This is a genomic window from Bradyrhizobium sp. Kon10, from assembly GCF_055807395.1.
Window position 1 is genome coordinate 136,529 of sequence record NZ_JBVVOZ010000006.1, and the last position, 22,708, is coordinate 159,236.

The following is a 22,708-nucleotide window of genomic DNA, read 5'->3' on the forward strand; positions in this document are numbered from 1 at the left end:
ACTTGCTGGGTAGAGCTACTTCGAAAGGCTCGGCAGATCGAGCCCGCTGGCGTTGGCACATTCGATCGCGGTGTCATAGCCCGCGTCGGCATGGCGCATCACGCCGGTCGCCGGATCGTTCCAGAGCACGCGCTCGATCCGACGCGCCGCGTCCGGCGTGCCGTCGGCGACGATCACCATGCCGGCATGCTGGGAATATCCGATGCCGACGCCACCGCCGTGATGCAGCGACACCCAGGTCGCGCCGCTCGCGCAGTTCAAGAGTGCGTTGAGCAACGGCCAGTCGGACACCGCGTCCGAACCGTCTCGCATCGCCTCGGTCTCGCGGTTGGGGCTTGCCACCGAGCCGCTGTCGAGATGATCGCGGCCGATCACGATCGGGGCTTTCAATTCACCGCGCGCCACCATGTCGTTGAACGCAAGGCCAAGCCGATGCCGATCGCCGAGGCCGACCCAGCAGATTCGCGCCGGCAAGCCCTGGAATTTGATGCGGGCCTTCGCCATGTCCAACCAGTTGTGCAGATGCTTGTCGTGCGGCATCAGCTCCTTGACCTTGGCATCGGTCCTGAAGATGTCTTCGGGATCGCCCGAGAGCGCCGCCCAGCGGAATGGTCCAACGCCACGACAGAACAACGGGCGGATATAGGCAGGAACGAAGCCGGGGAAATCGAACGCGTTGTTCAGGCCCATGTCCTTCGCCATCTGGCGAATATTGTTGCCGTAATCGAGTGTCGGGATTCCCTGCGCGTGGAAATCCAGCATGGCCTGGACGTGATCAACCATCGAGGTCTTCGAGGCGCGTTCGACCGCCTTCGGATCGGCCGCGCGTTTCGTCTCCCATTCGGCGAGCGTCCAGCCCTTCGGCAGATAGCCGTTGATCGGATCATGGGCACTGGTCTGGTCGGTGACGATGTCAGGCTTAACGCCGCGGCGCACCAGCTCCGGAAAGATCTCGGCCGCATTACCGAGCAGGCCGACCGAGACTGCCTTCTGGGTCTTGGAGGCCTCTTCCATCATCGCAAGCGCTTCGTCGAGCGTCGCCGCCTGCCGATCAAGATAACCTGTGCGCAGCCGCATCTCGATCCGGCTCGGCTGGCATTCGACCGCGAGCATCGAGGCGCCCGCCATGGTCGCGGCCAGCGGCTGCGCACCACCCATGCCACCGAGACCGGCGGTGAGAATCCATTTGCCCGCGAGGCTGCCGCCAAAATGCCGGCGCCCGACTTCGACGAAGGTTTCGTAAGTGCCCTGCACGATGCCCTGGCTGCCGATATAGATCCAGGAGCCGGCGGTCATCTGGCCGTACATCATCAGGCCCTTGCGATCGAGCTCGTTGAAATGGTCGAGCGTCGCCCAGTGCGGCACGAGGTTGGAATTCGCGATCAGCACGCGCGGCGCGTCCGCATGGGTGCGGAACACGCCGACCGGTTTGCCGGACTGGACCAGCAAGGTCTGGTCGCCTTCGAGCGTGCGCAGCGAGGCAACGATCCGGTCAAAGCTCTCCCAGTCGCGCGCGGCGCGGCCGATGCCGCCATAGACCACGAGTTCGCTTGGGCGCTCTGCCACCTCCGGATCGAGATTGTTCATGAGCATACGGAGCGGCGCTTCCGTCAACCAGCTTTTGGCGCTGATTTCGCTACCACGCGGGGCGCGAATGATGCGGTCATTGTCCAGTCGGCGGTTCATGCGAAAGCCTCTTTAGCCAGCTACTCGTTCAGTCAAGTCTCGGAAACGGATCGGTTGAAAGCGCGTCGATGGCTACGGTCGGAAGCGCGTCCGCTTCGATCAGCGCGGCCGCCTTGGCGAGATCGCCGGCCATGTAGCGGTCGGCGCCGAGCGCGGCCACCTGTTCGCGCAACGCGGCGATGACTGCGACGAGCGGCGCGCTCGTCGCGTGCGGCGCGCGCAGCGTGATGCCTTGCGCCGCGACCAACAGCTCGATCCCGAGGATGGCGGCGAGATTGTCCGCCATGTCGGACAAGCGCCGCGCGGCATGCGCGGCCATCGAGACATGGTCTTCCTGGTTGGCGCTGGTGGGCGTCGAGTCGATCGAGCAGGCCGCCGCACGCTGCTTGTTCTCGGCATAGAGCGCGGCCGCCGTCACCTCGGCGATCATGAAGCCGGAATTGATGCCGGGATCGGGCGTCAGGAACGGCGGCAGGCCGAAATTGAGCGCGGGATCGACCAGCGTCGCGATGCGCCGCTCGCTGATCGCGCCGATCTCTGACAATGCGAGCGCGATGGCGTCTGCCGCGAAGGCCACGGGTTCGGCGTGGAAATTGCCGCCGGAGACGATCTCGCCGGTCTCGACCAGAACCAGTGGATTGTCGGTGACGGCATTGGCCTCTACGATGAGGGTTCGCGCCGCCTGCCTGATCAAGTCTAGCGCGGCGCCCGCGACCTGCGGCTGGCAACGCAGGCAATAGGGATCCTGCACGCGCTCGTCGCCCTCGAGATGCGACAGCCTGATGTCGCTGCCCTCGAGCAGCGCCGTCAGCGCCGCAGCCGCGGCGATCTGCCCTGGATGACCACGCAATGCTTGAATTTCGGGACGGAATGGCGCCGTCGACGCCATCGCTGCATCGACCGATAGCGCGCCGGTCACGAGCGCGGCGCGGGCCAGGCGAAATGCGCGCAGCACGCCGGACATGGCGTAGGCGGTCGAGAACTGCGTGCCGTTGATCAGCGCGAGCCCCTCCTTGGGGCCCAATGTCAGCGGCACGAGGCCAGCGGCTGCGAGCCCTTCGCTGCCCGATACGGGCTTGCCGTCTACGATCGCCTGCCCCTCTCCGATCATCACTGCCGTCATGTGCGCGAGCGGCGCGAGATCTCCGGAGGCGCCGACCGATCCTTGCTGTGGCACCAGCGGATAGACGCGCAGCGCCAGCATCGCCTGCAATTGCTCGATCACCTCGCGGCGCACGCCGGAGGCGCCGCGCCCGAGCGAGATGATTTTCAGCGCGATCATCAGCCGCACGATCGCCTCGGGCGTCGCCGGGCCGACGCCGCAGCAATGCGAGACGATGAGGTTGCGCTGGAGCACCGCGGTCTGATCCGGCGGAATGCGTTTCGACGCCAGCTTTCCAAAGCCGGTATTGATGCCGTAGACCGGCGCGTCCGCACGCGCGGCTTTCGCGACGATCTCCGCGGCTGCCTGGACGCGCGGCCAGAACGCAGGATCGAGTACAACGGACGCGCCGTGCAGCACGCGCGCGAGATCGTCGAGGCTGACCGGCCCCGGTCGGATGACGATCGCTGCGCCCAGCTCCGTCACTGTCCCCTCCAAACGCGCCGATGCAGCGGATTGAAGCCGATGCGGTAGACGAGCTCGGCAGGACGCTCGATGTCCCAGATCGCGAGGTCGCACCATTTGCCGGCCTCTAACGTGCCGGTCTCCTCCAGCAGGCCGAGTGCGCGCGCGCCTTCGCGGGTGGCGCCGGCAAGGCATTCGGCCACCGTCATCCGGAACAAGGTCGCACCCATGTTCATGGCGAGCAGCAGCGAGGTCAGCGGCGAGCTGCCGGGATTGCAGTCGGTCGCGAGCGCCATGTGGACGCCCTGGTTGCGGAACACCTCGACCGGCGGCGTCTTGGTCTCGCGAATGAAATAGAACGCGCCGGGCAGCAGCACGGCCACCGTCCCGACCTTGGCCATCGCGGCCGCGCCAGCCTCGTCGCTATGCTCGAGATGATCGGCCGAGAGTGCGGAGAATTTCGCTGCGAGCGCCGCGCCGCCGAGGTTTGACAATTGATCGGCATGGAGCTTGACCGGCAGCCCGAGCGCCTTGGCAGCCTCGAACACCCGCGCGGTCTGCTCGGCTGAGAACGCGATGCCCTCCATGAAAGCGTCGACGGCATCGGCCAGGCCAGCTTTTGCAACGGCCGACAGCATCTCCTTGCAGACAAGATCGATGTAGCGATCCCTGTCGCCCTCCGCTTCAGGCGGCAACGCATGCGCGCCGAGAAAGGAGGTGCGGATCGCGACCGGCCGCATCCGGCCAAGGCTGCGGGCTGCGGCAAGCTGCTTCATCTCGGTCTCGGTATCGAGGCCATAGCCGGACTTGATCTCAATTGTGGTTGCGCCCTCGCCGATCAGCGCGTCGAGCCGCGGCAGCGCAGTTGCGACGAGCTCGGCCTCGCTCGCCTTGCGCGTCGCGGCCACGGTTGAAACGATGCCGCCGCCGGCGCGCGCGATCTCCTCGTAGCTTGCGCCCTTCAGGCGCAGCTCGAACTCGTGCGCGCGATTGCCGCCATGGACGAGATGGGTGTGGCAGTCGACGAGGCCGGGCGTGATCCAGCGCCCTTCGCAATCGATCCGCTTGATGGCGTCTGCATCCGCCGGAAAATCCGTCTCCGCGCCGGCATAGACGATGCGGCCGCCGCGCGTCGCGATCACGCCATGCTCGATCTCGCCGAGGTCGGGACGGTCGGCGCGCATCGTGGCGAGCCGGGCGTTGTGCCAGATCCGGTCGAAGCGCTCTGCCATGCGGATGTCCCTTCGCGGATACGGCTTCGTCCTGGGGTGCTTGACTTATATGTCTAGACATATAATCGTGGCCTGGTTCTGTCCAGCCGGCGTGTAAACATGACACGACTGCATTTCGCCTCCGCGCTCCTGCCCTCGGGCTGGGCCACTGACGTGCAGGTGGTCGTCACCGCCGGCGCGATCGCCGCCGTGACGCCGAATGTGGCGCCAGCCGCCGGCGACGAACGTCACAGTATAGCGCTTCCAGGACTTGCAAGCCTGCACAGCCACGCATTCCAGCGCGGCATGGCGGGGCTGGCGGAACTGCGCGGTGACAGCACGGATACGTTCTGGACCTGGCGCGAGACGATGTATCGTTTTGCGCTCGCGATGACGCCGGATGACGTCGCGGCCGTCGCAACGCTGCTTTACGTCGAGATGCTCGAGCAGGGTTTTACCCACGTCGGCGAATTCCACTATCTGCACCACGATCGTGATGGCTCGCCCTACGCCGATCTCGCCGAGATGGCCGTGCGCATCGCGCAAGCGGCCCAGGATTCCGGCATTGGCCTCACGCTGTTGCCGAGCTTTTATGCGCATGGCGGCTTCGGCGGCGCCGCGCCGCATGCCGGACAGCGCCGCTTCATCTGCTCGGTCGATCAATTCGCCAAGTCGATGGCCGCTTCGCGCAAGGCCATCAGCAAATTGTCGGGCGCCGATACCGGCATCGCGCCGCACAGTTTGCGTGCTGTGACGCCGGACCAACTCGCGGCCATCATTCCGCTCGCGGACGGCGGCCCGGTGCATATTCACGCCGCCGAGCAGGTCAAAGAAGTCGAGGATTGCCTGGCGTGGTCGGGACGGCGTCCGGTGCAATGGCTGCTGGAACACGCCCCCGTCGATCAGCGCTGGTGCCTCATTCACGCGACCCATACGACGAACGACGAACTGGCCTCATTCGCCAGGACCGGCGCGGTCGCCGGCCTCTGTCCCGTCACCGAAGCGAGCCTTGGCGACGGGACTTTCCGGGCCCGGGAATTCGTCGATGCCGGCGGCGCCTTTGGCATTGGCACCGATTCCAACGTGCTGGTCGGGGTCGCGGACGAGCTACGCCAGCTCGAATATGGCCAGCGCCTGAAGCATCGCGAGCGCAACGTGCTCTCCGGCGGCGCCGGCGCGTCGACCGGGCGCGCATTGTTCGACCATGCGCTCGCGGGCGGTGCGCGGGCACTGGGGAGGCCGACCGTTGGCCTTACGCCGGGCGGACGTGGCGATATCGTGACGCTCGATACGGCGCATCCGTCGCTGGCCGGGCGTTCGCGTGATGCTGTCATCGACGGCTGGATCTTTGCCGCGGGCAGCGGCGCGATCGATTGCGTCTGGGCCGGCGGCAACAAGGTGGTCGAGGGCGGCCGGCACAAATTGCGTCGGTCGGCGCGCGAAAACTTCAACGTGTCGGTGCGGAGGCTCGTTGCATGAGCCTCGCCACCGACGCAGTCGACCAGCCGACGCTCTACAAGCGGATCCGTGCCGATATCGAGAAGCGGATCTTGACCGGCGAATGGCCGCCGGGGCATCGGATTCCCTTCGAACACGAATTGGTGGCGCGCTACGGCTGCTCGCGGATGACAGTGAACAAGGCGCTGTCGGAACTCGCTCAGGCCGATCTGATCGAACGGCGGCGGCGCGCCGGCTCGTTCGTGCGCCGGCCACAACACCAATCAGCGGTTCTCAAGATCGCCGATATCCGCGCCGAGATCACCGCCCTCGGTCGCAGCTATGGCTACGAATTAATCCATCGCAAGCTGCGCTCGGCGACAGTGGCCGACCGCGGCCGTTTGGGTGTCAAGAAAGCCGGCAAGGTCGTCGCGATCGCCTGCCGCCACAGCGCCGACAACGTGCCGTTTGCCGTCGAGGACAGGCTGATCGATCTGTCGTCCGTGCCCGACGCCGCGACCGCGGATTTCGCGCGCGAGCCGCCCGGCTCCTGGCTGCTTCATCATGTGCCGTGGACAGAAGCGGAGCATACGATCAGCGCCATCGTCGCGGATGACCGCGCGGCGGAAGCGCTCGAGATCGCCGTGGGCGCACCATGTTTGGTGGTCGATCGCTATACTTGGCGCAGCGCCCGCACGATTACCGCGGTGCGGCTGCTCTATCCCGGTGACTCTCACCGCCTTGTCGCCCGATTCAAGGGAGGCTGAGAGAACGATGTCGGCACACTTTGTGCAATGCTTCGGGCAGCGGTCCTTGCGGACCGACAGAAATCAACAGGACGTCAATCCACCGATCGGCAAGAGGACGACAATCATGCGTAGTTCGAAAGTATTTGCGACCATCATTGCGCTGGCGGCCTCCACCCCGGTGCTCGCCGACGACGTCAAGGTCGGAATCGGCATCTCCGGATGGACCGGCTTTGCGCCGCTGACGCTCGCGAAGGAAGCCGGCATCTTCAAGAAGAACGGCCTCGACGTGGCGATCAAGAAGATCCCGCAGAAGGACCGCCACCTCGCGATCGCCTCAGGCGACGTCCAGTGCGCAGCAACCACGGTCGAGACCTGGATCTCGTGGAACGCCAACGGCGTCGCAACCAAGCAGATCTTCCAGCTCGACAAGAGCTTTGGCGCCGACGGCATGGCCGTGCGCAACAACGTTACCGCAATCAAGGAACTGAAGGGCAAGACGGTCGCGGCCTCGGCGCCGGGCACCTCGCCCTATTTCGCGCTGGCCTGGATGCTCAAGAAAAACGGCCTCACGGTGAAGGACGTCACGGTGGTGAACCTGGAGCCGGCAGCGGCCGCGCAGGCTTTCGTCTCCGGCCAGAACGACGCCGCGATGACCTATGAGCCGTATCTGTCGACCGTGCGGGCCGCGCCCGACAAGGGCAAGATCATCGCGACCACGCTCGACTATCCGATCGTGATGGATACTTTTGGCTGCACGCCAAAGTTCCTGAGCGAAAACCCGAAGGCCGCGCAGGCGCTCGCCGACAGCTATTTCGAGGCGCTCGACATGATCGCCAAAGACCAGGCCAAGGCCTACGAGATCATGGGCGCCGACGTGAAGCAGACCGGCGAGCAATTCGGCAACTCGGCAAAGTACCTGCGCTGGCAGGACAAGGCCGCGAACCAGAAGTTCTTCGCGGGCGATTTCCTCGCCTTCAACAAGGATGCCGCGGATCTGCTGCTCGAGATCGGCATCATCAAGGCCGCGCCGAAAGTCGAGGATCTCTTCGACGCGAGCTACATCAAGTAATTTCCATACGACTCCTGGTCCCGCCGCAGGGCGGGACTAGGAGTGATGGACCATTGTCCGGATATATCGTTTGATGCGTCCCCTGGATCCCGTGACATCGAAGCAACGCGCGGCCTATGGCCTCGCCTTCTTCGTGCTGTTCGTCCTCCTCTGGTCATGGGCGACGTTCGGCGGCCATGTGTCGAAGACGTTCCTCGCCAACCCGCTGGCCATGGTGCAGGAAGGCTTTGACCTGCTCACCAAGCAGGGCTTCGTGTTCGACATCGGTATGACCGTCTGGCGGGTTGTCGGCGGCTTTGTGCTGGCCGCCATCATCGCGGTGCCGCTTGGGGTGCTGATGGGCGCCTATAAGCCGATCGAAGCGTTCCTCGAACCTTTCGTGTCGTTCGCGCGCTACCTGCCCGCCTCCGCCTTCATTCCGCTACTGATCCTGTGGGCCGGCATCGGCGAACTGCAAAAGCTGCTCGTCATCTTCATCGGCTCGGTGTTCCAGGTCATCCTGATGATCGCGGTGACCGTCGGCGCCACAAGGCGCGATCTCGTCGAGGCGGCCTATACGCTTGGCGCCAGCGACCGCGGCATCATCCGCCGTGTGCTGCTGCCCTCCTCAGCGCCCGAGATCGCGGAGATCCTGCGGCTGGTGCTCGGCTGGGCCTGGACCTATGTCATCGTTGCGGAACTGATCGGGTCGTCATCGGGCATCGGCCACATGATCACCGACAGCCAGGCGCTGCTCAATACCGGCCAGATCATCTTCGGCATCATCGTGATCGGGCTGATCGGCCTCGTCTCCGATTTCCTGTTCAAGGCGTTTAATGCCTGGCTGTTTCCGTGGAAGCTCGCATGACGATCCTGAAGATCGAAAAGGTCTCGCGGACCTTCCCGGCCCGCCACGGCAGCCCACCCACCAAAGCGCTGGAGCCCACCGATCTCGTGATCGGCAACAACGATTTTGTCACCATCCTCGGCCCCTCCGGCTGCGGCAAGTCCACGTTGCTCCGCATCGTCGCGGGCCTCGATCGCCCAACCGGCGGGCGCGTCACCCTCGACGGTCGCGAGGTGACCGGCCCCGGCGCCGATCGCGGCATGGTGTTCCAGTCCTACACGCTGTTTCCTTGGCTGACCGTGCGCGAAAACATCGCCTTCGGCCTGCGCGAGCGCGGCGTGTTGCAAGGCGAGCGGAACAAGATCGCCGATACCTTGATCCGCCAGGTCGGATTGTCCGGTTTCGAGAACCACTGGCCGAAACAACTTTCCGGCGGGATGCAGCAGCGCACAGCGATCGCCCGCGCGTTGGCGAACGATCCGAAGATACTGCTGCTCGACGAGCCCTTCGGCGCGCTGGACAACCAGACCCGCGCCTTGATGCAGGAAATGCTGCTCGGGATCTGGGAGCGGGACCAGAAGACCGTCCTCTTCGTGACCCACGACATCGAGGAAGCGATCTTCCTCGGCGGCCGCGTCGTCGTCATGAGCGCGCGTCCCGGCCGCATCAAGGCCGAGATCGCGGTGGACCTGCCGCATCCGCGCTCCTACAAGATCAAGACCACGCCCGAGTTCGTCCAGCTCAAGGAGCGGCTGGTTGAGGAAATCCGCACCGAGGCGCTGAAGGTTGCCGAACATGCCTGACCATCACAGTCTCGCCAACGGCGAGCGGGTTCTCGCCGATCTCAATGCGCTGCGCGCCATCGGTGCCTACAAGACCGGCGTGCACAAGCCGACCTTCTCCGAGCCGCACAAGCGGTCGCTGGAGTGGCTGATGCATAAGCTGCCGGATGCCGGCCTCACCGCCGCCATCGACGGCGTCGGCAACGTCTTCGGCAGCAGCGCAAAACCCGGGCCGAAGCTGCTCGCGGGCTCGCATCTGGAAAGCCAGAACTACGCCGGCTGGCTTGATGGACCGCTCGGCGTGGTTTACGCGCTCGAAGCTGCGCGCGTGCTCAATAGCGACGATTCGTTCCAGGGCGCTGTCGAAGTTGCCGTCTGGTGCGACGAGGAAGGACATTTCGGACACTTCCTCGGCTCGCGCTCCTATGTCGGGCAAGTGACCGACGCCGAAATCGACGCCGCGCGCGATCGCACCGGCGGCCGCAGCATGCGCGATGCGCTCGCCGAGATGGGGCTCGCCGGACGGCCGCGCGTCGCCGCCGAACCAGGGCGCCACGTCGGATATCTTGAGGCGCATATCGAGCAGGGCGACACGCTGGAAAGCGGCCGTCTCGCGATCGGCGTCGTGACGTCCATTGTCGGCATCTGGCAGTACCAGATCCATTTTGTCGGCGAACAGAACCATGCCGGCACCACCCGCATGGCCGCGCGAAAGGATGCGGGACTGGCACTGGCAAAGTTCTGCGTGGCGATCGACGAACGCTTCCCAGGCGCGTGCGGACCGCGCACGGTCTGGACCACGGGCCGCATCACGCTGGATCCAGGCGCACCGAGCATCATTCCCGGCGCAGCCGAGATGCTGTTCCAGATCCGCGACGACGATCCGGCCGTGATTGCGCGGCTGGAGGATTTGCTGCGGAGCATGACGGACGAGGTCAACGCGCGGGGCCCCTGCACGATGTGCCTGGAGCGGATTCGCACCGGCGCTCCTGCCTTGATGAATGCCGGCTTTCAGGATGCCATTCAAGCCGCGAGCAAGGCCTTCGCCGGTGGGCGATCGCTCCGCATGCCCAGCGGCGCCGGCCATGACGCGCAGATGCTCGCAACCGTCATGCCTGCAGGCATGCTGTTCGTGCCCTCGATCGGCGGCATCAGCCACCACTGGACCGAAAACACCGCCGACGCTGATATTGTCACGGGCGCGCAGGTTTTCGTCGACGCGTGCCGGCGTATCCTCGGCGGCTAGAACGACGTGCCGCGGCCGTCACGGCTCGACCCGTTTGACGTGATACCCGTTTGGCAGGATCTGGCCGTCTTCCTCGTCAGCGACGGGAACGTCGGTGACAAGCCCTTCGATCAGCGCCGCCTCCCACACTTCCTTTTCCGTCGGAAATGCAGCGCCGATTTGTCTGTCGCCTTCGAACAATGCGTACATCGGAGCTCCGGGGTTTGCGACGCGGCAAAGCCCATCGCGTGTTGCCCATGCGAGGTCATCGAATAACCGACGCCATAAACGGATGTTCCAAAATCCCCGCCCGCGGGAACGAGCGGTGACGGACACCGTTGAGGTTTCCTGAGTCGAGTTGAAATTCCACATGGCACGCGTCCATATCGGTACGTCGGGTTGGCATTATGCGTCTTGGCGAGGGCCTTTCTTTCCCAAGGACCTACCGATCAAGCAGCAGCTTTGTTACTACGCCAGTCAGTTTGATACGACCGAGCTCAACGGTGTGTTTTATCGGACACCGACGCCGGATGCTGTAAACGGCTGGCGCGAACAAACCGGCAAGGATTTTGTCTTCGCGTGGAAGGCTTCCAAGTTCATCACGCATTGGAAGCGGCTATCCGACAGATCAACGAACAGTCTCGAATTGCTGGAAGAACGCCGTTCGCTGTTGGGTCACAAGGCCGGTCCGATCCTGTTCCAGCTTCCGCCGCGATTCGAGGCAGACGCAGATCGGCTCAGTTCCTTCCTCAAACTGCTGTCGCGCAAACCGCGTTACAGCTTCGAGTTTCGGCATCCTAGCTGGTATCACCCGGACATCTTGAAAATATTGAGAAAGGCGAACATCTCGCTCTGTCTTTCGGATCACCACGATGCACCGGCGCCGTGGAAGCGAACAGCGGATTTCGTCTACATTCGGGGCCACGGACCAAGCGGCCGCTATCACGGTCATTACCGGCCGGCGGTACTTGAAGAATGGGCCAGACGCATCAGATCCTGGAAGCGGCAGGGCTGCGACGTCTACGTGTATTTCGACAACGACCAGAAGAGCGCGGCTCCGGCTGATGCCGCGCGGCTGAAGGAGCTGCTCTAGGCGCTTGCGGCAAGCGCGCGAAACATCACGGACCGCCAGCGACAGAACCTGCGATCACCATCACGAGCTCCGACAGGTCGATCTTGCCGTTGACGATCAGCTCTTCCGAGCCTTCGACCTTGAGAGTTTGCGGGCTGTTCGCGGCCTGACGCTTCAGCTCATCGACAATTGCTTCCTTGAGCTTCTCTTCAAGCATCGTGGTTTCCTCTTTGAGCCACCGTGTCCGCCACACCGGCCGGCCGTAGAATGAAAACCGGGCGACATCTTTCGTTCCAGCCGCTGATCGAGGTTCGGTTATGATGGAACGGATCACGGCGCCATCCATTGCCCGCTTGGGAGGCATGGAGCGCGTCGTGGGAAGGCTGTTTCTCGCCATTATGCTTATCGGTCTCGCCGTTCTCATCGGCGCCGCCGCGTACATCATCGCGCTGTGAGAAATTCCGACCTTCCTAAACCCGGCAAGTCGCGCTGGCTGGCGGCAGCCCAACTCGGCCTCGTCAGCAGCACCTTCTCGACGCTGCTCAGCCAGGTGACAGCGGCCCAGCTTGGCCGTGATCCGCTTGTCGATTGGATGACGGTCGCAGCGATACCCGCCCGCGACGCGATGCTGTCCACCGATCCCACCGCGAGCGTGGTCGCCATCGGCGTCGCCTTTCATCAATGGGCGGACTTTTCGTGGGCGCTGGTGTTCTTTGGCCTGCTGGGCCGATGGACCGAGAAGCTGCATCCCGCAGCCATCGCCGGCCTGGCCGTGCCCTGGGCCATTTTGACCTCCGCGACCGAATGGTTCGTGCTCGTCCCGCTGCTTCCGTTCTGGCAACCGATCTTCACCTTGCAGCAGCCCTATTGGATCGGCTTGCTGGTGCATCTCTCGTCCGCCCTGATGTATCCCCTGTTCGCCTGGCTGCGCTGGCCGGCCGGCCAAGCCCCGCCGAGCAGCGCCGTGCGCTTCGCGCAGCGCTGGGCGGTGGGCGCTGGCTGCGTGCTTGCCGTATCGGCGACGCTCGGCCTTGCCGACGCGCTCGCGCTTCCCTTGCCTCTCATGAGCGGCAACGCCGACGACGACCAGCAATACATGCGCCACATGACGACGCATCATCAGCAGGGCATCGAACTTGCGCAGCTCGCCGTCGCAAGGGCGCAGGCACCGCATTTGCGCGCCCTGGCGGCTCTGATGGTGGCGTCGCAGTCGGGAGAGAACCGCATTTTCACGCGCTGGTGGGACGGCTGGTTCACCGAGCCGATGCCGGTTTGCACAAGCGAAGAACGTGCGGCGATGCCGGGATATCTGACGCCGTCGCAAATGGCAGAAGCGAGCAAAGCAACGGATAGCGAATTCGACGCGGTCTTTGTCCGTTTGATGAGCCTGCATCATGCGGGCGCGGTCGAAATGGCGGACGCCGAATGGCATTCGGCCGGCGACCCGCGGCTGCGTCTGATGGCGCACGCCATACGTCACGAGCAGCAGGGCGAGATCGCCCTGATGAACAACGTGGAGGGCATCGACGCGGTGCGCAGGGCGATGCGCAACATGCTTGCGAACAATCTTGAACAAAAAGCGCGAAAACAACCCCATGCACAGTAGCCAAGTCATTGAAACAAAATGATATTTTTATCGGCACGCGCGCGCTTTGGCGCCTGCCCGGCTCGCCACCAGTTTGCTGCGGCGAGGGCGACCTCGTCCCAGAGTGCCGTTGGCAGATCCGGCACCGCAATCCTCACGACGTGGCGTTCGTGCCTCCTGTCGTAGCTCCATTCGGTGGCGCCGAAGTCGAAGCCAAAGCTCCCCGCATGACGCAGCGGCAGCCCGACCTTGGTCAGGTCGTGGCTCAACTCCGCAGCGAGCCGCCTGGCCTGCGCTTCATCCAGCGCTCTTGCCGGGGCAAGCGTGACGTACAATCCGTGGGCGAAATGCAGTACCGCAGAGCCGCAAGCAAGCTCCCCGGCAAAGCAACGCGCCGTGCGCCGGCTGTTCTGCAACATAGCCGCAATACGCCTGTCGGTCAGACTTCGATAAGCGCGGCTGCCCGCATAAGGCGGAAAGTGCGCGGGCAGCGCCGCGCCTCCGAATAGTCTGACGGCAACGCGCGTCTCGCCAATCAGGCTGCGCACGGAGACGCGCCCGGCGGTATCCGCCGGACCGCCGCGAACAAACGCGGCAGAGCCGAGGCGGCCATATTCCAGCCCGAGAGAATCCAGCTTGGTGTGGCTGCGGACGAGGACAATGGGAATCCGATGACGTCGCGTCCAGTCAATCACCCGGCCGATACGCCCCGATCCGCTTGAGAAGCAGGTGGTATCAAAGATCACCAGATCCAGCCCGGGCTTGGCGCACCGCAGCGTCGCGGCAAAGTCCTCGGCCGCCGCGCAGGAATCGAGCAGCAGCATCCTGGGCCGGCGAGCCGGCAATACCGCTTCGCCGAGCGGCCTATCCAGCACCAGAGGCCTCAGATGCCGGGCATGAAGGTCGATGAGCTCCACCGTTTCGCCGTAAGATCCCGGCAAGAGCAGCAATTCCGCTTCGCCCACGACGCGGGCGGAGGCCAGCAACAGCGCTGAGATCGCCGCCATGCCGGACGAGGTGTAAATGCACGCGTCAACGTCCGTATCCTCAAGCCGGTAGAATGACGGGCCAATGACGTGGAGGTCTGCACGCTGATAGTCGTAGCTGAATTCGAACGGTCCGGACCGCCGCCGGTCCGGCTGGGCCCAAGCTGTTTCAGTCGACGCCCATCCGTTGAGAGCATGCTCGGCCTTTAGCGCTGCGGCGAGGTGGAATTTACGCTCGATCACTTCGGCGATCGATTCCGGGCGGCGAACGGCCAATGGCTTCTTGAGCGCGCCGTTCAATAGCTCGAACTCCTCGTACTTCCTGTCGAGGTAAGTCTCGAGCGTTTCCATGATCGATCCCTGACCGCACGAAGACAACGCGGACGGTCGGATTTGGATCCTGCGCCGGGACTGCGGCCGAGATCGCTGGCCGGTCGGTTGTGACGTTCGACTCCGTTATCGGCTTCGATGGCTCATTAGATAGCTGTTTCCGCGCTTCAACCTTCTCGGCGATCTCCGGACTTCGCGCCGCTTCGGCACGGCCGCCGCGCGCGAGGCCGACACCAGCACCAGGGTCGCAACGCCGATCCACACCATAAGTTTGCTGAGCTCGGCCGCGGGCGGAAGTCCTTTGCGCGCGAGCCAACCGCCATCGGCGGACCTCCCTTGAGGCCCCGCCTCCAGCATCGTTCCCTCGGTCTTGTCTGCCGGACGCGCCCGCGACAACAGCCAGCGAAACGCGAAACCCATAAGAAGCTCGGTGGGACGGGGCGCGAGTGCAAACGCGACCTGGCCCGCCCGTGCCGGCCAACCTACCGCGACCTCACTTCGGGGTTGACGGACCAGGCTCAGGAAGGTCGCGGCAACGTCCTCCGGTTGATATAGCAGCGGACCCGGATCGAGTCTGCGCCCCGACATGTTCGCGCCGTGGACGAAGCCGGGCGTGTCGACCATCGCAGGGAACACGCCACATACATGGATGTCCGGGTGTGCCGCCAGTTCCTGCCGCAAGCTCGACGTGAAGCCGCGCAGGCCGAATTTGCTGGCCGTATAGGCCGCAGCGAACGGCGTCGGCGCCCAGCCGCCAAGAGAGATATTGTTGATCAGGATTCCCCGATTCTGGCGCAGGAAAATCGGCAAAACCGCGTGCGCTCCGTTCATGGTGCCGAACAGATTCACCTCGACAGTTCTGCGATGCAACGCGATGTCGGCGTCCTGATAGGCGCCGAAGACGCCGGTACCGGCGTTGTTGATCCAGACGTCGATCCCGCCAAAGGATTGATCCGCCTGGTCGGCGAGGCGCTTGACGGCTTGCGCATCGGTCATATCGGTTGGCACCGCAAGCGCACGGCCACCAACGGATTCGCATTCCGATGCGAGGCGTTCGAGCACATCTGCACGTCGGGCGGCGAGGACCACACTTGCACCCTTCTCGGCAAAGGCCAGCGCCGCCGCGTGCCCGATGCCGCTGGAGGCGCCGGTGATGACGACGCGTGTTCCCGCCATTGCTTCTTGTCCGGCCATGCGTCCTGAACTGCTTTCGGGAAGCAGCCAGCGCAACGAGTGGCGCAGACGCTCCGTGCCCCGGCTGGCGAACCAATCGCCATGCGCGAAGATCACCTTCTCCGGCGCGAAGCCGACCATTCTCCGTGCCGCGGCTTGGACAGAACGACCACCAAGGCGCAGCAGAAGGCGCAGGTAGACCGGAGCCATTCCGCCAGGCTTGGTGATGCCAAGCAGACCGGCGACAGGTCTCGACGCAGCTGGAAACATGCCGGAATCAATGTTCTGCACGATGTCCGTCAGGATCAGCGTTCGACTGCGCTTGTCGAACAGCTCGGCCTCGCAGAAGAACGGGGCCATCACCAGAACAGTCTCGACGTCGTTTGCCCATTCACCTGGAGTTCCATCGCCGAGCTCGCGGTCGATGCGAACGCCGGACCGACGAACCTGATTGCGGCTCGCCAGGCCCGGCACAGCGAACGTGACCAATTCGGGCACAGCAGTTTGCCAGTCGCGCAAGAACATCCAGTGCGCGACGTTGGGCGCGAGCAGGTATTTTATGGTCCCCAGGCGCTCCAGCTGCGCGCGCAGGGCCGGTGAATATTTTACGGGAGAATGCAGCAGCAGATCGCCGCTCGAGAGTCTTACGACACTCATGCGCAGCGGCATCGGAAGACCCGCGGCCTGAATCGGTGCAGCATCGAATATCCAGATATCGTTCGAAACCTGTGTCAGGCCGTCATGCTGGACGTTCTCGCGCATATGCTGCTCCACATCGATCGGGTATCGAGGCTCAACCAGCGATCCCGTCCATGGTTCTTAGAACCCGCATCCCCCTCTATCGACCGGCCGGGGTCACCGTCCCACCGATACGGCCGCTGCGCCGGCGGCCCCCCTCCCGCTTCGCCCGAACCGCCGCCGCTGCCATCCCCGCCGCTCCCTTGGGTTGAAGCAGATGTGATTGAGGCGACCGCCACAGACGCGGTCCGGATGCCGCTCCAAATTGTCTGCCGCACCGGCCATTCCCCATTGATTCTGCGGCGACAATTGTCGGCGGAATTGAGGCTTCCCAAACTCCTCCCGAGGCCTTGGGAACCCCAAGAGAGGAAGTTGGAACTTGCAGGGAACCGGCAAAGCTGTACTTCGTTCTAGTGAAGAGGGCATCTGGGCATGCTGCATCGCCTCACGATACAGGGCCGAACTGTCGGCGAGCTTCGACAGCTCGCATCCGAACGGCGCGCGATGGCCGTGTCCAAGGAGGGGCACCTCAGAACGCTGCTGCTGAACGAGGCGAGCCTGCTGGAGTTCTATGCCGAATTGCGGGCCTGGATGGAGGGCACCCCGGCGTCCTCCGCCCAAAGAGGTGCTCAGATGGCGCCCATCATACCGGCACAACCGATCGCGCCCAATCTGTCTTCCTTGCTGACAACGTTCGCGCGCCGAATGGTCCTGTCAGTCGCGGATCAGCAGGCGCTGCTTTCGATCGCGCAGGCGCGAAACTTCGCCAAGGGCGAACTGATCGTCGAAGAAGGATCCGACTCCGCTCCCTTGCTCCTGCTGTGCAGCGGCGCGGCTCGCGCCACCCGGACCCTGGAAGACGGCAGCCAGCAGATCGTCTCCATTTTCCTGCCCGGCGATCCTCTCAATCCCGGGGATTTCGTGCTCGGTCGATGCGGCAATTCAATCAGCACCTTCTCGGCCGCACTGGTTTTGTTCATTGCAGGGGCCGAATTATATCCCCTCCTGGAACAGCGGCCGACGATCATGCGGGCGCTCTGGCGCGAAACAGCGTGGAAGGCGGCGGTCCAGCGAGAGTGGCTGATCTGGCTCGGCCGCAAGCCGGCTGAGGCACGCCTGGCTCATCTCCTGTGCGAAATCGCCTGTCGTTCACTGGCCAGCAGGAGCGGCTCCGAGGATTTTGAATTCCCCCTGACGCAGCGTGAGCTCGGCGACATTCTGGGGTTGTCGACCGTCCACGTGAACAGGGTCTTGCAACAGCTCCGCAACCGGAGACTGGTCGACCTCAGCCGGGGCCGACTCACCATCGTCGACAGAGAAGGGCTGTATGAGGCCGCCGAATTCGACCCAGAGTATCTCGACCCGGTGCAGGCGCTGGATTCGAGTGATGATGCCCGTAGCTAGTCTCGAGATCGGTCCCCTTATTTGAGACGTTCAAGGTTGGCGCGGATGGCGCCGAATGTCGTCTGCATTTTTCTCAGCTCTTCGCGGATTTCGGCCTTGAGGCGTTTGCCGCGGGTCAATTGCTGCTGGTAGGAGCTGGCGATCTCGGTGCATTGACCTTGTCTGGCAGGCGACGACGAAGGCTTCGGACGAAGCACATCCGAGAACGGCACTTGCATCAAGGGTTGGCGTCGGGCGTCCAGGATTTCGACCGAATCGAGGTTGGGATCGCGGCGGATGCGAAGCTTCTCGAAAGATATCTCCAGGGCGGACTGGCACGCATCGAGATACGCCTCCTCGAGCGAGGGAAATTCTGTCCCGACATCATCGGCCACGACCGTGCCGCCCGAACTGAAGTCGAAAAAGAAACGCGGCATCGCGGCGTCCTTTCCTCAGAGGCATCAATCTGCCGACAACGTCCTCACCGGCTGGTCGTGCCTGGACATTCTCAACTATTTGCCGCAGATCATACACCGATCCGAGCCGATACGTCCTATCCACTTACACATATCGTGACAATACTCGCTGCCGGCGTCGGACCGGCGCTTGGCTCGCTCGTCTTGCCCCATCGCAGAATGATCCCGGCGGTGCGCACGACGAACCGTGATTTGGAACCTACCAGGGGGCGATCCCGTTCTTGACACGGGCTCGTTTGCTGCGAGGGTAGCAGAGGTTGCCACCCAGCGGAGCTCCGCAAATGCCCAGCAAGCACACCCTGAACGTGTCCCTGACGGGCGAACTCTGCGACTTCATCTCTGCACAAGTCGCCTCGGGCCGTTTCCGGACATCGAGCGAGGTCGTCAGGGCGGCACTGCGCCTGCTGGAGAGAGACGCTTCGCAATCGCAGCCTTCATCCTGGCCCGGCCTGACCAAGCGACCGCTTACCGGAGCCAAGGTTAACGGCGTTGCCGCACGGTCGCGGAGTCCACGATCGTGACCGACACAGCAGACTTTCCCATCATCTGCCTTGGCGCGTCAGCCGGCGGCATCGAAGCGCTGGAAGGATTCTTTCGCGGCCTGCCTCCACAACCGGGGCTCGCGCTGGTCATCGTGACCCATCTCAGTCCCGACCGGGAAAGTCTCCTTCATGAGATCGTGAGCCGCTATACGGACCTGCCGGTGCGGGTCGCCGCCGACGCCATGACCGTCGAGGTCGACAACATCTATGTGATGCCTGCGGATTCCATCCTTAGTATCGAGAACCGACGGCTGACCCTGCGCAAAAACAATACTCGCCGCGAGCGCAAGCCGATCGACATCTTCATGAGTGCGCTGGCGGTCGATATCGGCGAGCTCTCCGGTGGCGTCATTCTCTCCGGAGGAGATTCCGACGGCACGCTTGGCGTCAAGGCGATCAAGGAGCGCGGCGGGATTACCTTTGCGCAGGTCGGCGACGGCTTCGGCCCCCAGCATCCGGATATGCCGGATGCTGCAATCTCGACCGGCTTGATCGATTTCGCCATTCCGGTCGAGGACATGGGGACGAAGCTGGTCGAGTTTGTCCGCGCCAACCATTTGTTCGAACAGATGGTCAATGGCGCTGCCGACAGCGCCGATGATTTGACGATCAGCCAGGCCTTGCCGGAAATCTACGGGATCCTGCGCAATCAGATTGGCCACGACTTCAGCGGCTACAAGACAAAGACGTTCATCCGCCGCGTCCAGCGCCGCATGCAGGTGACCCAACTCACGACGGTCGAGGCTTATGTGGAGCGGCTGCGGCAGGAGCCTCCCGAAGTCGGCGCCCTGTTCCGCGATCTGCTGATCAACGTCACGAACTTCTTCCGCGACGAAGATGCCTTCGAGGCGCTCGCGGCCTCGGTTATTCCCAAGCTGTTCGAAGGGCGCGGGGCCGACGACACGGTTCGAATCTGGATCCCTGGGTGCGCCACCGGAGAGGAAGTGTTCTCGATCGCGATCCTGACGCGGGAGCATATGGACCGATTGACCGCCGTACCGCGGGTGCAGATCTTTGCAACCGACATCGATGACCGCGCGCTTTCGGTGGCGCGGGCAGCCCGCTACCCCGGCGCGCTGCTGGATACCGTCTCGCCGGAACGGCGCAAGCGCTTCTTTGTGTCGGATGGCGGCAGCTATGTCGTTTCCAAGGACGTGCGCGAGCTCTGCATCTTCTCGCCGCACAGCGTCATTCGCGATCCGCCTTTCTCGCGGATCGACCTGGTGTCCTGCCGCAACCTGTTGATCTATTTTGGGGCGGACGTGCAGAACCAGGTCATCCCGACCTTTCATTACGCATTGCGCCCTGAAGGCTACCTGTTCCTCGGCTCGGCCGAGAACGTCAGCCAGTTCGCGGAGTTGTTTGCGCCGATCGAGAAGAAACACCGGATTTTTCGCCGGCGGGCTGATTCAGCCTCTCCAACGCGCCTTCCCATTGCCCTGCACGGCCTGCGCCCGGGACCGGGTACGGACCTCGTGGCGCGGCGGCAGCCGCTCGCCGGCCTTGCCCTGCGCCAGGCGGTGGAGGAGCAGGTCGTCGAGCATTTCGCTCCTCCGCATGTCGTGGTCAATCACGACGGCGACGTCGTCTACTACTCGACACGGACCGGCAAATATCTGGAAGCGCCGGCGGGGGCACCGACGCGGCAGCTGCTGACGATGGCTCGCAAGAGCCTCCGGCTCGACCTGCGAACCCTGTTCCGGGAAGCAGTCGAAACCGGACGAACGGCCACGCGCAGCGGCGTCTCGCTGGACAGCGAGGAAGGTGGCGTCCAGATCGTCGATGTGACAATCGAGCCGCTGGGCGACCGGACGGCCGGCGAACCGCTCTACCTGGTGCTCTTTTCCGACCAGGGGCCTGTGCTCAGCCGGGAGGAGGCGCTGAACCGGGCTCAGGTCAGTCATGACGGCGTGGCCGCACATACCGAGCGCGAGCTACGCGAGACCCGGGATCGCCTGCAGTCCATGATCGAGGAGTACGAAACGGCGCTCGAGGAACTGAAGTCCTCCAATGAAGAGCTCGTCTCCGTCAACGAGGAGATGCAGTCAACCAATGAGGAACTCGAAGCTTCGAAGGAAGAATTGCAATCGGTCAATGAAGAGCTTCATACGGTCAATGCCGAGCTCAACGGCAAGGTGGACGCGTTGGATCGCGCCAACAACGATCTGCAGAATCTGTTCGAAAGTACCGACGTCGCGACGGTTTTTCTCGATAGAAACCTCGTCATTCGCAGCTTCACCCCGGCGGTCACGAAGGTCTTCAACATACTTCCCACCGACAAGGGACGGCCAATCACGGATCTTTCAAGCAAGCTGAGCCTTGCGGGCTTTGCAGACGACATTGCGAAGGTGTTTGCAAGCGCGGAGCCGATCGAGAGACGGGTCGATGACGAAGGACAAGGCCCTCACTATTTGGTGCGGCTGGCTCCCTACCGCGATGGCGGCCAGAAGATCGAAGGCTTAATCGTCACGTTCATCGATGTCACGAGCCTGACGCGCTCGGAGGCGCGGCAGCGCGTTCTCATCGCCGAGCTTCAACACCGAACCCGGAACCTGCTGTCCGTGGTCCAGTCACTGGCTCAACAAACCCTCGGCAAGGGCGGCTCGTTGGAAGCGTTCCTGACCAGGCTTGCGGCACTCGGCCGCGTTCAGAGCCTTGTCAGCGGATCGATGGACGATCACATCGACCTCGGCGATATCATTCGACTTGAATTGCAGGCCGTCGGCGCGGCCGACGAAAGGGTATCGGTGTCCGGCCCGCCGGTCGCCCTCGGATTCGAACTGGTCCAGACCTTCGGACTTGCCCTGCACGAACTTGCGACGAACGCCATCAAGTACGGGGCGCTCAGGGAGAGCCAGGGGAAACTGGAGGTCCGCTGGAGCATTCAGACCAACGGCGAGAGCATTCCGACTCTGCTGCTGAACTGGAAGGAAACCGGAGTCCCGAAGCTCTCGAAGCCGGCGCGCAAGGGCTTTGGACGAGACCTTATCGAGCGGGCGCTCGCGTACACCTTGCGCGCCAAGACCAAGCTTTCGTTCGGCGAGGATGGGCTTCTCTGCCGGATCGAATTGCCGCTCCCGGCGACGGATGCCGCCGCAAGACAGGGAGCATTGAGTGACGGGTGAAGCTGCAACCCTTCGAGTCCGCAGGATTCTCGTCGTGGAGGACGACTATTTGCTCGCTCAGGTTCTGACCGACTTCCTGGAGCAAGCGGACTTCCACGTCGTCGGTCCGGTCGGTTCACTGGAGGAAGCACTTGCCTTGGTCGAGAACGAGCCCGGCAGCTTCGACGGCGCCATCCTCGACATCAATCTGCATGGCAGCAACTCCTATCCGGTCGCCGATGCGCTTGTCGCGCGCTCCATTCCATTCCTGTTTGCGACCGGATACGGCCGGGATGCGCTCGAAGGTCGCTACCGGGATCATCCGCGATGTGAAAAGCCGTTCGACCAAGCCACTCTGCTGTCAATGTTCGGTGCATTGTTCAACAATCGCGCGGCTTAAAGCGACGTCCCTGCCCTCCTGCGCCTGTGCGCAGCGGGAACGGCGCCTGCTCAACCGGCCTCGTCGGCGTTATCTGCGACGGAGGAACCTTGGCGCGTGCCCCGACTTTCCGTCCTGGGAAGGCAGAGCGAGGAGCGGATATGGGCAATAGCGGCGTCGGAATGCTTCTTGGAGATTTCTCGGCTACGACAGTTTGGCTGATGTTCATAGGCGCCTTCATTCTCGGCGGGGCGATCCTGTACGGCATCATGAAGAGCGGCCGGTTGCGCAGAGGCGAGCGTGCGCAACTCGACGCCAATACGGAGGCGGCCCAGCGCCGCGATGATCCCCAGAAGCGTGCCTCGCGATAGGCCTCGGCTTCAGCAGC

The 22,708-nt window shown here is 63.7% G+C and carries 22 protein-coding genes; 14 read left to right on the top strand and 8 right to left on the bottom strand.

Translation table 11 applies throughout. From position 1 onward, the window contains the following. Nucleotides 1-15: 15 nt before the first annotated feature. From hutU to hutI, 3 genes are read right to left on the bottom strand one after another with little or no spacing between them, the layout of a single operon-like run. Complete coding sequence (gene hutU, locus AC0L2O_RS11565; RefSeq protein WP_473369798.1) at nt 16-1,686, bottom strand: urocanate hydratase; 1,671 nt, start codon at nt 1,684-1,686, stop codon at nt 16-18. A 28-nt stretch (nt 1,687-1,714) separates the two neighbouring features. Further along, nucleotides 1,715-3,274 carry a histidine ammonia-lyase gene (hutH, locus tag AC0L2O_RS11570; RefSeq protein WP_473369799.1) on the bottom strand — a complete coding sequence of 520 codons (1,560 nt, stop codon included), beginning with the start codon at nt 3,272-3,274 and terminating at the stop codon, nt 1,715-1,717. Then, nucleotides 3,271-4,485 (bottom strand): imidazolonepropionase, encoded by a 1,215-nt coding sequence (gene hutI / locus AC0L2O_RS11575; protein WP_473369800.1) that lies wholly within the window; start codon nt 4,483-4,485, stop codon nt 3,271-3,273. The genes hutH and hutI overlap by 4 nt, the downstream gene beginning before the upstream one ends. Before the next feature lie 99 nt (nt 4,486-4,584). Here hutI and AC0L2O_RS11580 point away from each other — a divergent pair, with 99 nt between their 5' ends. The 6 genes from AC0L2O_RS11580 (at nt 4,585) to AC0L2O_RS11605 (ending at nt 10,573) form a co-directional block, all read left to right on the top strand. Continuing rightward, complete coding sequence (locus AC0L2O_RS11580; protein WP_473369801.1) at nt 4,585-5,943, top strand: formimidoylglutamate deiminase; 1,359 nt, start codon at nt 4,585-4,587, stop codon at nt 5,941-5,943. Then, nucleotides 5,940-6,668, top strand: a complete 729-nt coding sequence (hutC, locus tag AC0L2O_RS11585; RefSeq protein ID WP_473369802.1) for a histidine utilization repressor — start codon at nt 5,940-5,942, stop codon at nt 6,666-6,668. Before AC0L2O_RS11580 ends, hutC begins: the two co-directional genes overlap by 4 nt. A gap of 106 nt (nt 6,669-6,774) precedes the next feature. Further along, nucleotides 6,775-7,719, top strand: a complete 945-nt coding sequence (locus tag AC0L2O_RS11590; protein WP_409187748.1) for an ABC transporter substrate-binding protein — start codon at nt 6,775-6,777, stop codon at nt 7,717-7,719. A gap of 73 nt (nt 7,720-7,792) precedes the next feature. After that, the gene (locus AC0L2O_RS11595) at nt 7,793-8,566 is read left to right on the top strand and encodes an ABC transporter permease (protein ID WP_473369905.1); all 774 of its coding nucleotides are present in this window, start codon (nt 7,793-7,795) and stop codon (nt 8,564-8,566) included. Then, nucleotides 8,563-9,348: an ABC transporter ATP-binding protein gene (locus tag AC0L2O_RS11600; protein ID WP_409187747.1), complete on the top strand. Its 786-nt coding sequence runs from the start codon at nt 8,563-8,565 to the stop codon at nt 9,346-9,348. The genes AC0L2O_RS11595 and AC0L2O_RS11600 overlap by 4 nt, the downstream gene beginning before the upstream one ends. Continuing rightward, a complete protein-coding gene (locus AC0L2O_RS11605; RefSeq protein WP_473369803.1) occupies nt 9,341-10,573 on the top strand; it encodes a hydantoinase/carbamoylase family amidase in 1,233 nt (410 codons plus the stop codon). Before AC0L2O_RS11600 ends, AC0L2O_RS11605 begins: the two co-directional genes overlap by 8 nt. A gap of 18 nt (nt 10,574-10,591) precedes the next feature. On the opposite strand, the gene AC0L2O_RS11610 is transcribed toward AC0L2O_RS11605, so the two are convergent. Next, nucleotides 10,592-10,924 carry a hypothetical protein gene (locus AC0L2O_RS11610; RefSeq protein WP_369722280.1) on the bottom strand — a complete coding sequence of 111 codons (333 nt, stop codon included), beginning with the start codon at nt 10,922-10,924 and terminating at the stop codon, nt 10,592-10,594. On the opposite strand from AC0L2O_RS11610, the gene AC0L2O_RS11615 reads away from it, so the two are divergent. Then, the gene (locus AC0L2O_RS11615; protein ID WP_473369804.1) at nt 10,923-11,645 is read left to right on the top strand and encodes a DUF72 domain-containing protein; all 723 of its coding nucleotides are present in this window, start codon (nt 10,923-10,925) and stop codon (nt 11,643-11,645) included. The genes AC0L2O_RS11610 and AC0L2O_RS11615 overlap by 2 nt on opposite strands. Before the next feature lie 25 nt (nt 11,646-11,670). Here the strand turns inward: AC0L2O_RS11615 and AC0L2O_RS11620 are convergent, their stop codons facing one another. Continuing rightward, nucleotides 11,671-11,958 carry a hypothetical protein gene (locus AC0L2O_RS11620; protein WP_473369805.1) on the bottom strand — a complete coding sequence of 96 codons (288 nt, stop codon included), beginning with the start codon at nt 11,956-11,958 and terminating at the stop codon, nt 11,671-11,673. On the opposite strand from AC0L2O_RS11620, the gene AC0L2O_RS11625 reads away from it, so the two are divergent. Further along, nucleotides 11,942-12,079 (top strand): hypothetical protein, encoded by a 138-nt coding sequence (locus tag AC0L2O_RS11625; RefSeq protein WP_473369806.1) that lies wholly within the window; start codon nt 11,942-11,944, stop codon nt 12,077-12,079. The two genes, AC0L2O_RS11620 and AC0L2O_RS11625, sit on opposite strands and share 17 nt — an antisense overlap. A gap of 170 nt (nt 12,080-12,249) precedes the next feature. Then, nucleotides 12,250-13,230: a DUF305 domain-containing protein gene (locus AC0L2O_RS11630; protein WP_473369807.1), complete on the top strand. Its 981-nt coding sequence runs from the start codon at nt 12,250-12,252 to the stop codon at nt 13,228-13,230. 5 nt (nt 13,231-13,235) lie between these two features. Here the strand turns inward: AC0L2O_RS11630 and AC0L2O_RS11635 are convergent, their stop codons facing one another. Continuing rightward, a complete protein-coding gene (locus tag AC0L2O_RS11635) occupies nt 13,236-14,546 on the bottom strand; it encodes a hypothetical protein (RefSeq protein ID WP_473369808.1) in 1,311 nt (436 codons plus the stop codon). A gap of 105 nt (nt 14,547-14,651) precedes the next feature. Next, entirely contained in the window at nt 14,652-16,460 is a 1,809-nt protein-coding gene (locus AC0L2O_RS11640; protein WP_473369809.1) for an SDR family oxidoreductase, read from the bottom strand. A 408-nt stretch (nt 16,461-16,868) separates the two neighbouring features. On the opposite strand from AC0L2O_RS11640, the gene AC0L2O_RS11645 reads away from it, so the two are divergent. Then, nucleotides 16,869-17,840, top strand: a complete 972-nt coding sequence (locus AC0L2O_RS11645; RefSeq protein ID WP_473369810.1) for a Crp/Fnr family transcriptional regulator — start codon at nt 16,869-16,871, stop codon at nt 17,838-17,840. Between the two features lie 17 nt (nt 17,841-17,857). On the opposite strand, the gene AC0L2O_RS11650 is transcribed toward AC0L2O_RS11645, so the two are convergent. Further along, nucleotides 17,858-18,256 carry a DUF6894 family protein gene (locus AC0L2O_RS11650; RefSeq protein ID WP_369722274.1) on the bottom strand — a complete coding sequence of 133 codons (399 nt, stop codon included), beginning with the start codon at nt 18,254-18,256 and terminating at the stop codon, nt 17,858-17,860. Between the two features lie 320 nt (nt 18,257-18,576). On the opposite strand from AC0L2O_RS11650, the gene AC0L2O_RS11655 reads away from it, so the two are divergent. From AC0L2O_RS11655 to AC0L2O_RS11670, 4 genes are all read left to right on the top strand, one after another. Next, nucleotides 18,577-18,816 (top strand): type II toxin-antitoxin system ParD family antitoxin, encoded by a 240-nt coding sequence (locus tag AC0L2O_RS11655; RefSeq protein ID WP_148777175.1) that lies wholly within the window; start codon nt 18,577-18,579, stop codon nt 18,814-18,816. Next, nucleotides 18,813-21,962, top strand: a complete 3,150-nt coding sequence (locus tag AC0L2O_RS11660) for a CheR family methyltransferase (RefSeq protein WP_473369811.1) — start codon at nt 18,813-18,815, stop codon at nt 21,960-21,962. The genes AC0L2O_RS11655 and AC0L2O_RS11660 overlap by 4 nt, the downstream gene beginning before the upstream one ends. Next, the gene (locus AC0L2O_RS11665) at nt 21,952-22,341 is read left to right on the top strand and encodes a response regulator (protein ID WP_473369812.1); all 390 of its coding nucleotides are present in this window, start codon (nt 21,952-21,954) and stop codon (nt 22,339-22,341) included. The genes AC0L2O_RS11660 and AC0L2O_RS11665 overlap by 11 nt, the downstream gene beginning before the upstream one ends. A 140-nt stretch (nt 22,342-22,481) precedes the next feature. Then, nucleotides 22,482-22,691: a hypothetical protein gene (locus tag AC0L2O_RS11670; RefSeq protein ID WP_473369813.1), complete on the top strand. Its 210-nt coding sequence runs from the start codon at nt 22,482-22,484 to the stop codon at nt 22,689-22,691. Nucleotides 22,692-22,708 lie beyond the last annotated feature (17 nt).

Excerpts from the sequence above, each read along its gene's own strand:
- hutU (WP_473369798.1), bottom strand. The coding sequence starts at position 1,686 with ATGAACCGCCGACTGGACAATGACCGCATCATTCGCGCCCCGCGTGGT.
- hutI (WP_473369800.1), bottom strand. The coding sequence starts at position 4,485 with ATGGCAGAGCGCTTCGACCGGATCTGGCACAACGCCCGGCTCGCCACG.
- AC0L2O_RS11580 (WP_473369801.1), top strand. The coding sequence starts at position 4,585 with ATGACACGACTGCATTTCGCCTCCGCGCTCCTGCCCTCGGGCTGGGCC.
- hutC (WP_473369802.1), top strand. The coding sequence starts at position 5,940 with ATGAGCCTCGCCACCGACGCAGTCGACCAGCCGACGCTCTACAAGCGG.
- AC0L2O_RS11590 (WP_409187748.1), top strand. The coding sequence starts at position 6,775 with ATGCGTAGTTCGAAAGTATTTGCGACCATCATTGCGCTGGCGGCCTCC.
- AC0L2O_RS11595 (WP_473369905.1), top strand. The coding sequence starts at position 7,793 with ATGCGTCCCCTGGATCCCGTGACATCGAAGCAACGCGCGGCCTATGGC.
- AC0L2O_RS11600 (WP_409187747.1), top strand. The coding sequence starts at position 8,563 with ATGACGATCCTGAAGATCGAAAAGGTCTCGCGGACCTTCCCGGCCCGC.
- AC0L2O_RS11605 (WP_473369803.1), top strand. The coding sequence starts at position 9,341 with ATGCCTGACCATCACAGTCTCGCCAACGGCGAGCGGGTTCTCGCCGAT.
- AC0L2O_RS11615 (WP_473369804.1), top strand. The coding sequence starts at position 10,923 with ATGGCACGCGTCCATATCGGTACGTCGGGTTGGCATTATGCGTCTTGG.
- AC0L2O_RS11610 (WP_369722280.1), bottom strand. The coding sequence starts at position 10,924 with ATGTGGAATTTCAACTCGACTCAGGAAACCTCAACGGTGTCCGTCACC.
- AC0L2O_RS11625 (WP_473369806.1), top strand. The coding sequence starts at position 11,942 with ATGATGGAACGGATCACGGCGCCATCCATTGCCCGCTTGGGAGGCATG.
- AC0L2O_RS11630 (WP_473369807.1), top strand. The coding sequence starts at position 12,250 with ATGCTGTCCACCGATCCCACCGCGAGCGTGGTCGCCATCGGCGTCGCC.
- AC0L2O_RS11635 (WP_473369808.1), bottom strand. The coding sequence starts at position 14,546 with ATGGAAACGCTCGAGACTTACCTCGACAGGAAGTACGAGGAGTTCGAG.
- AC0L2O_RS11640 (WP_473369809.1), bottom strand. The coding sequence starts at position 16,460 with ATGCGCGAGAACGTCCAGCATGACGGCCTGACACAGGTTTCGAACGAT.
- AC0L2O_RS11645 (WP_473369810.1), top strand. The coding sequence starts at position 16,869 with ATGCTGCATCGCCTCACGATACAGGGCCGAACTGTCGGCGAGCTTCGA.
- AC0L2O_RS11650 (WP_369722274.1), bottom strand. The coding sequence starts at position 18,256 with ATGCCGCGTTTCTTTTTCGACTTCAGTTCGGGCGGCACGGTCGTGGCC.
- AC0L2O_RS11655 (WP_148777175.1), top strand. The coding sequence starts at position 18,577 with ATGCCCAGCAAGCACACCCTGAACGTGTCCCTGACGGGCGAACTCTGC.
- AC0L2O_RS11670 (WP_473369813.1), top strand. The coding sequence starts at position 22,482 with ATGGGCAATAGCGGCGTCGGAATGCTTCTTGGAGATTTCTCGGCTACG.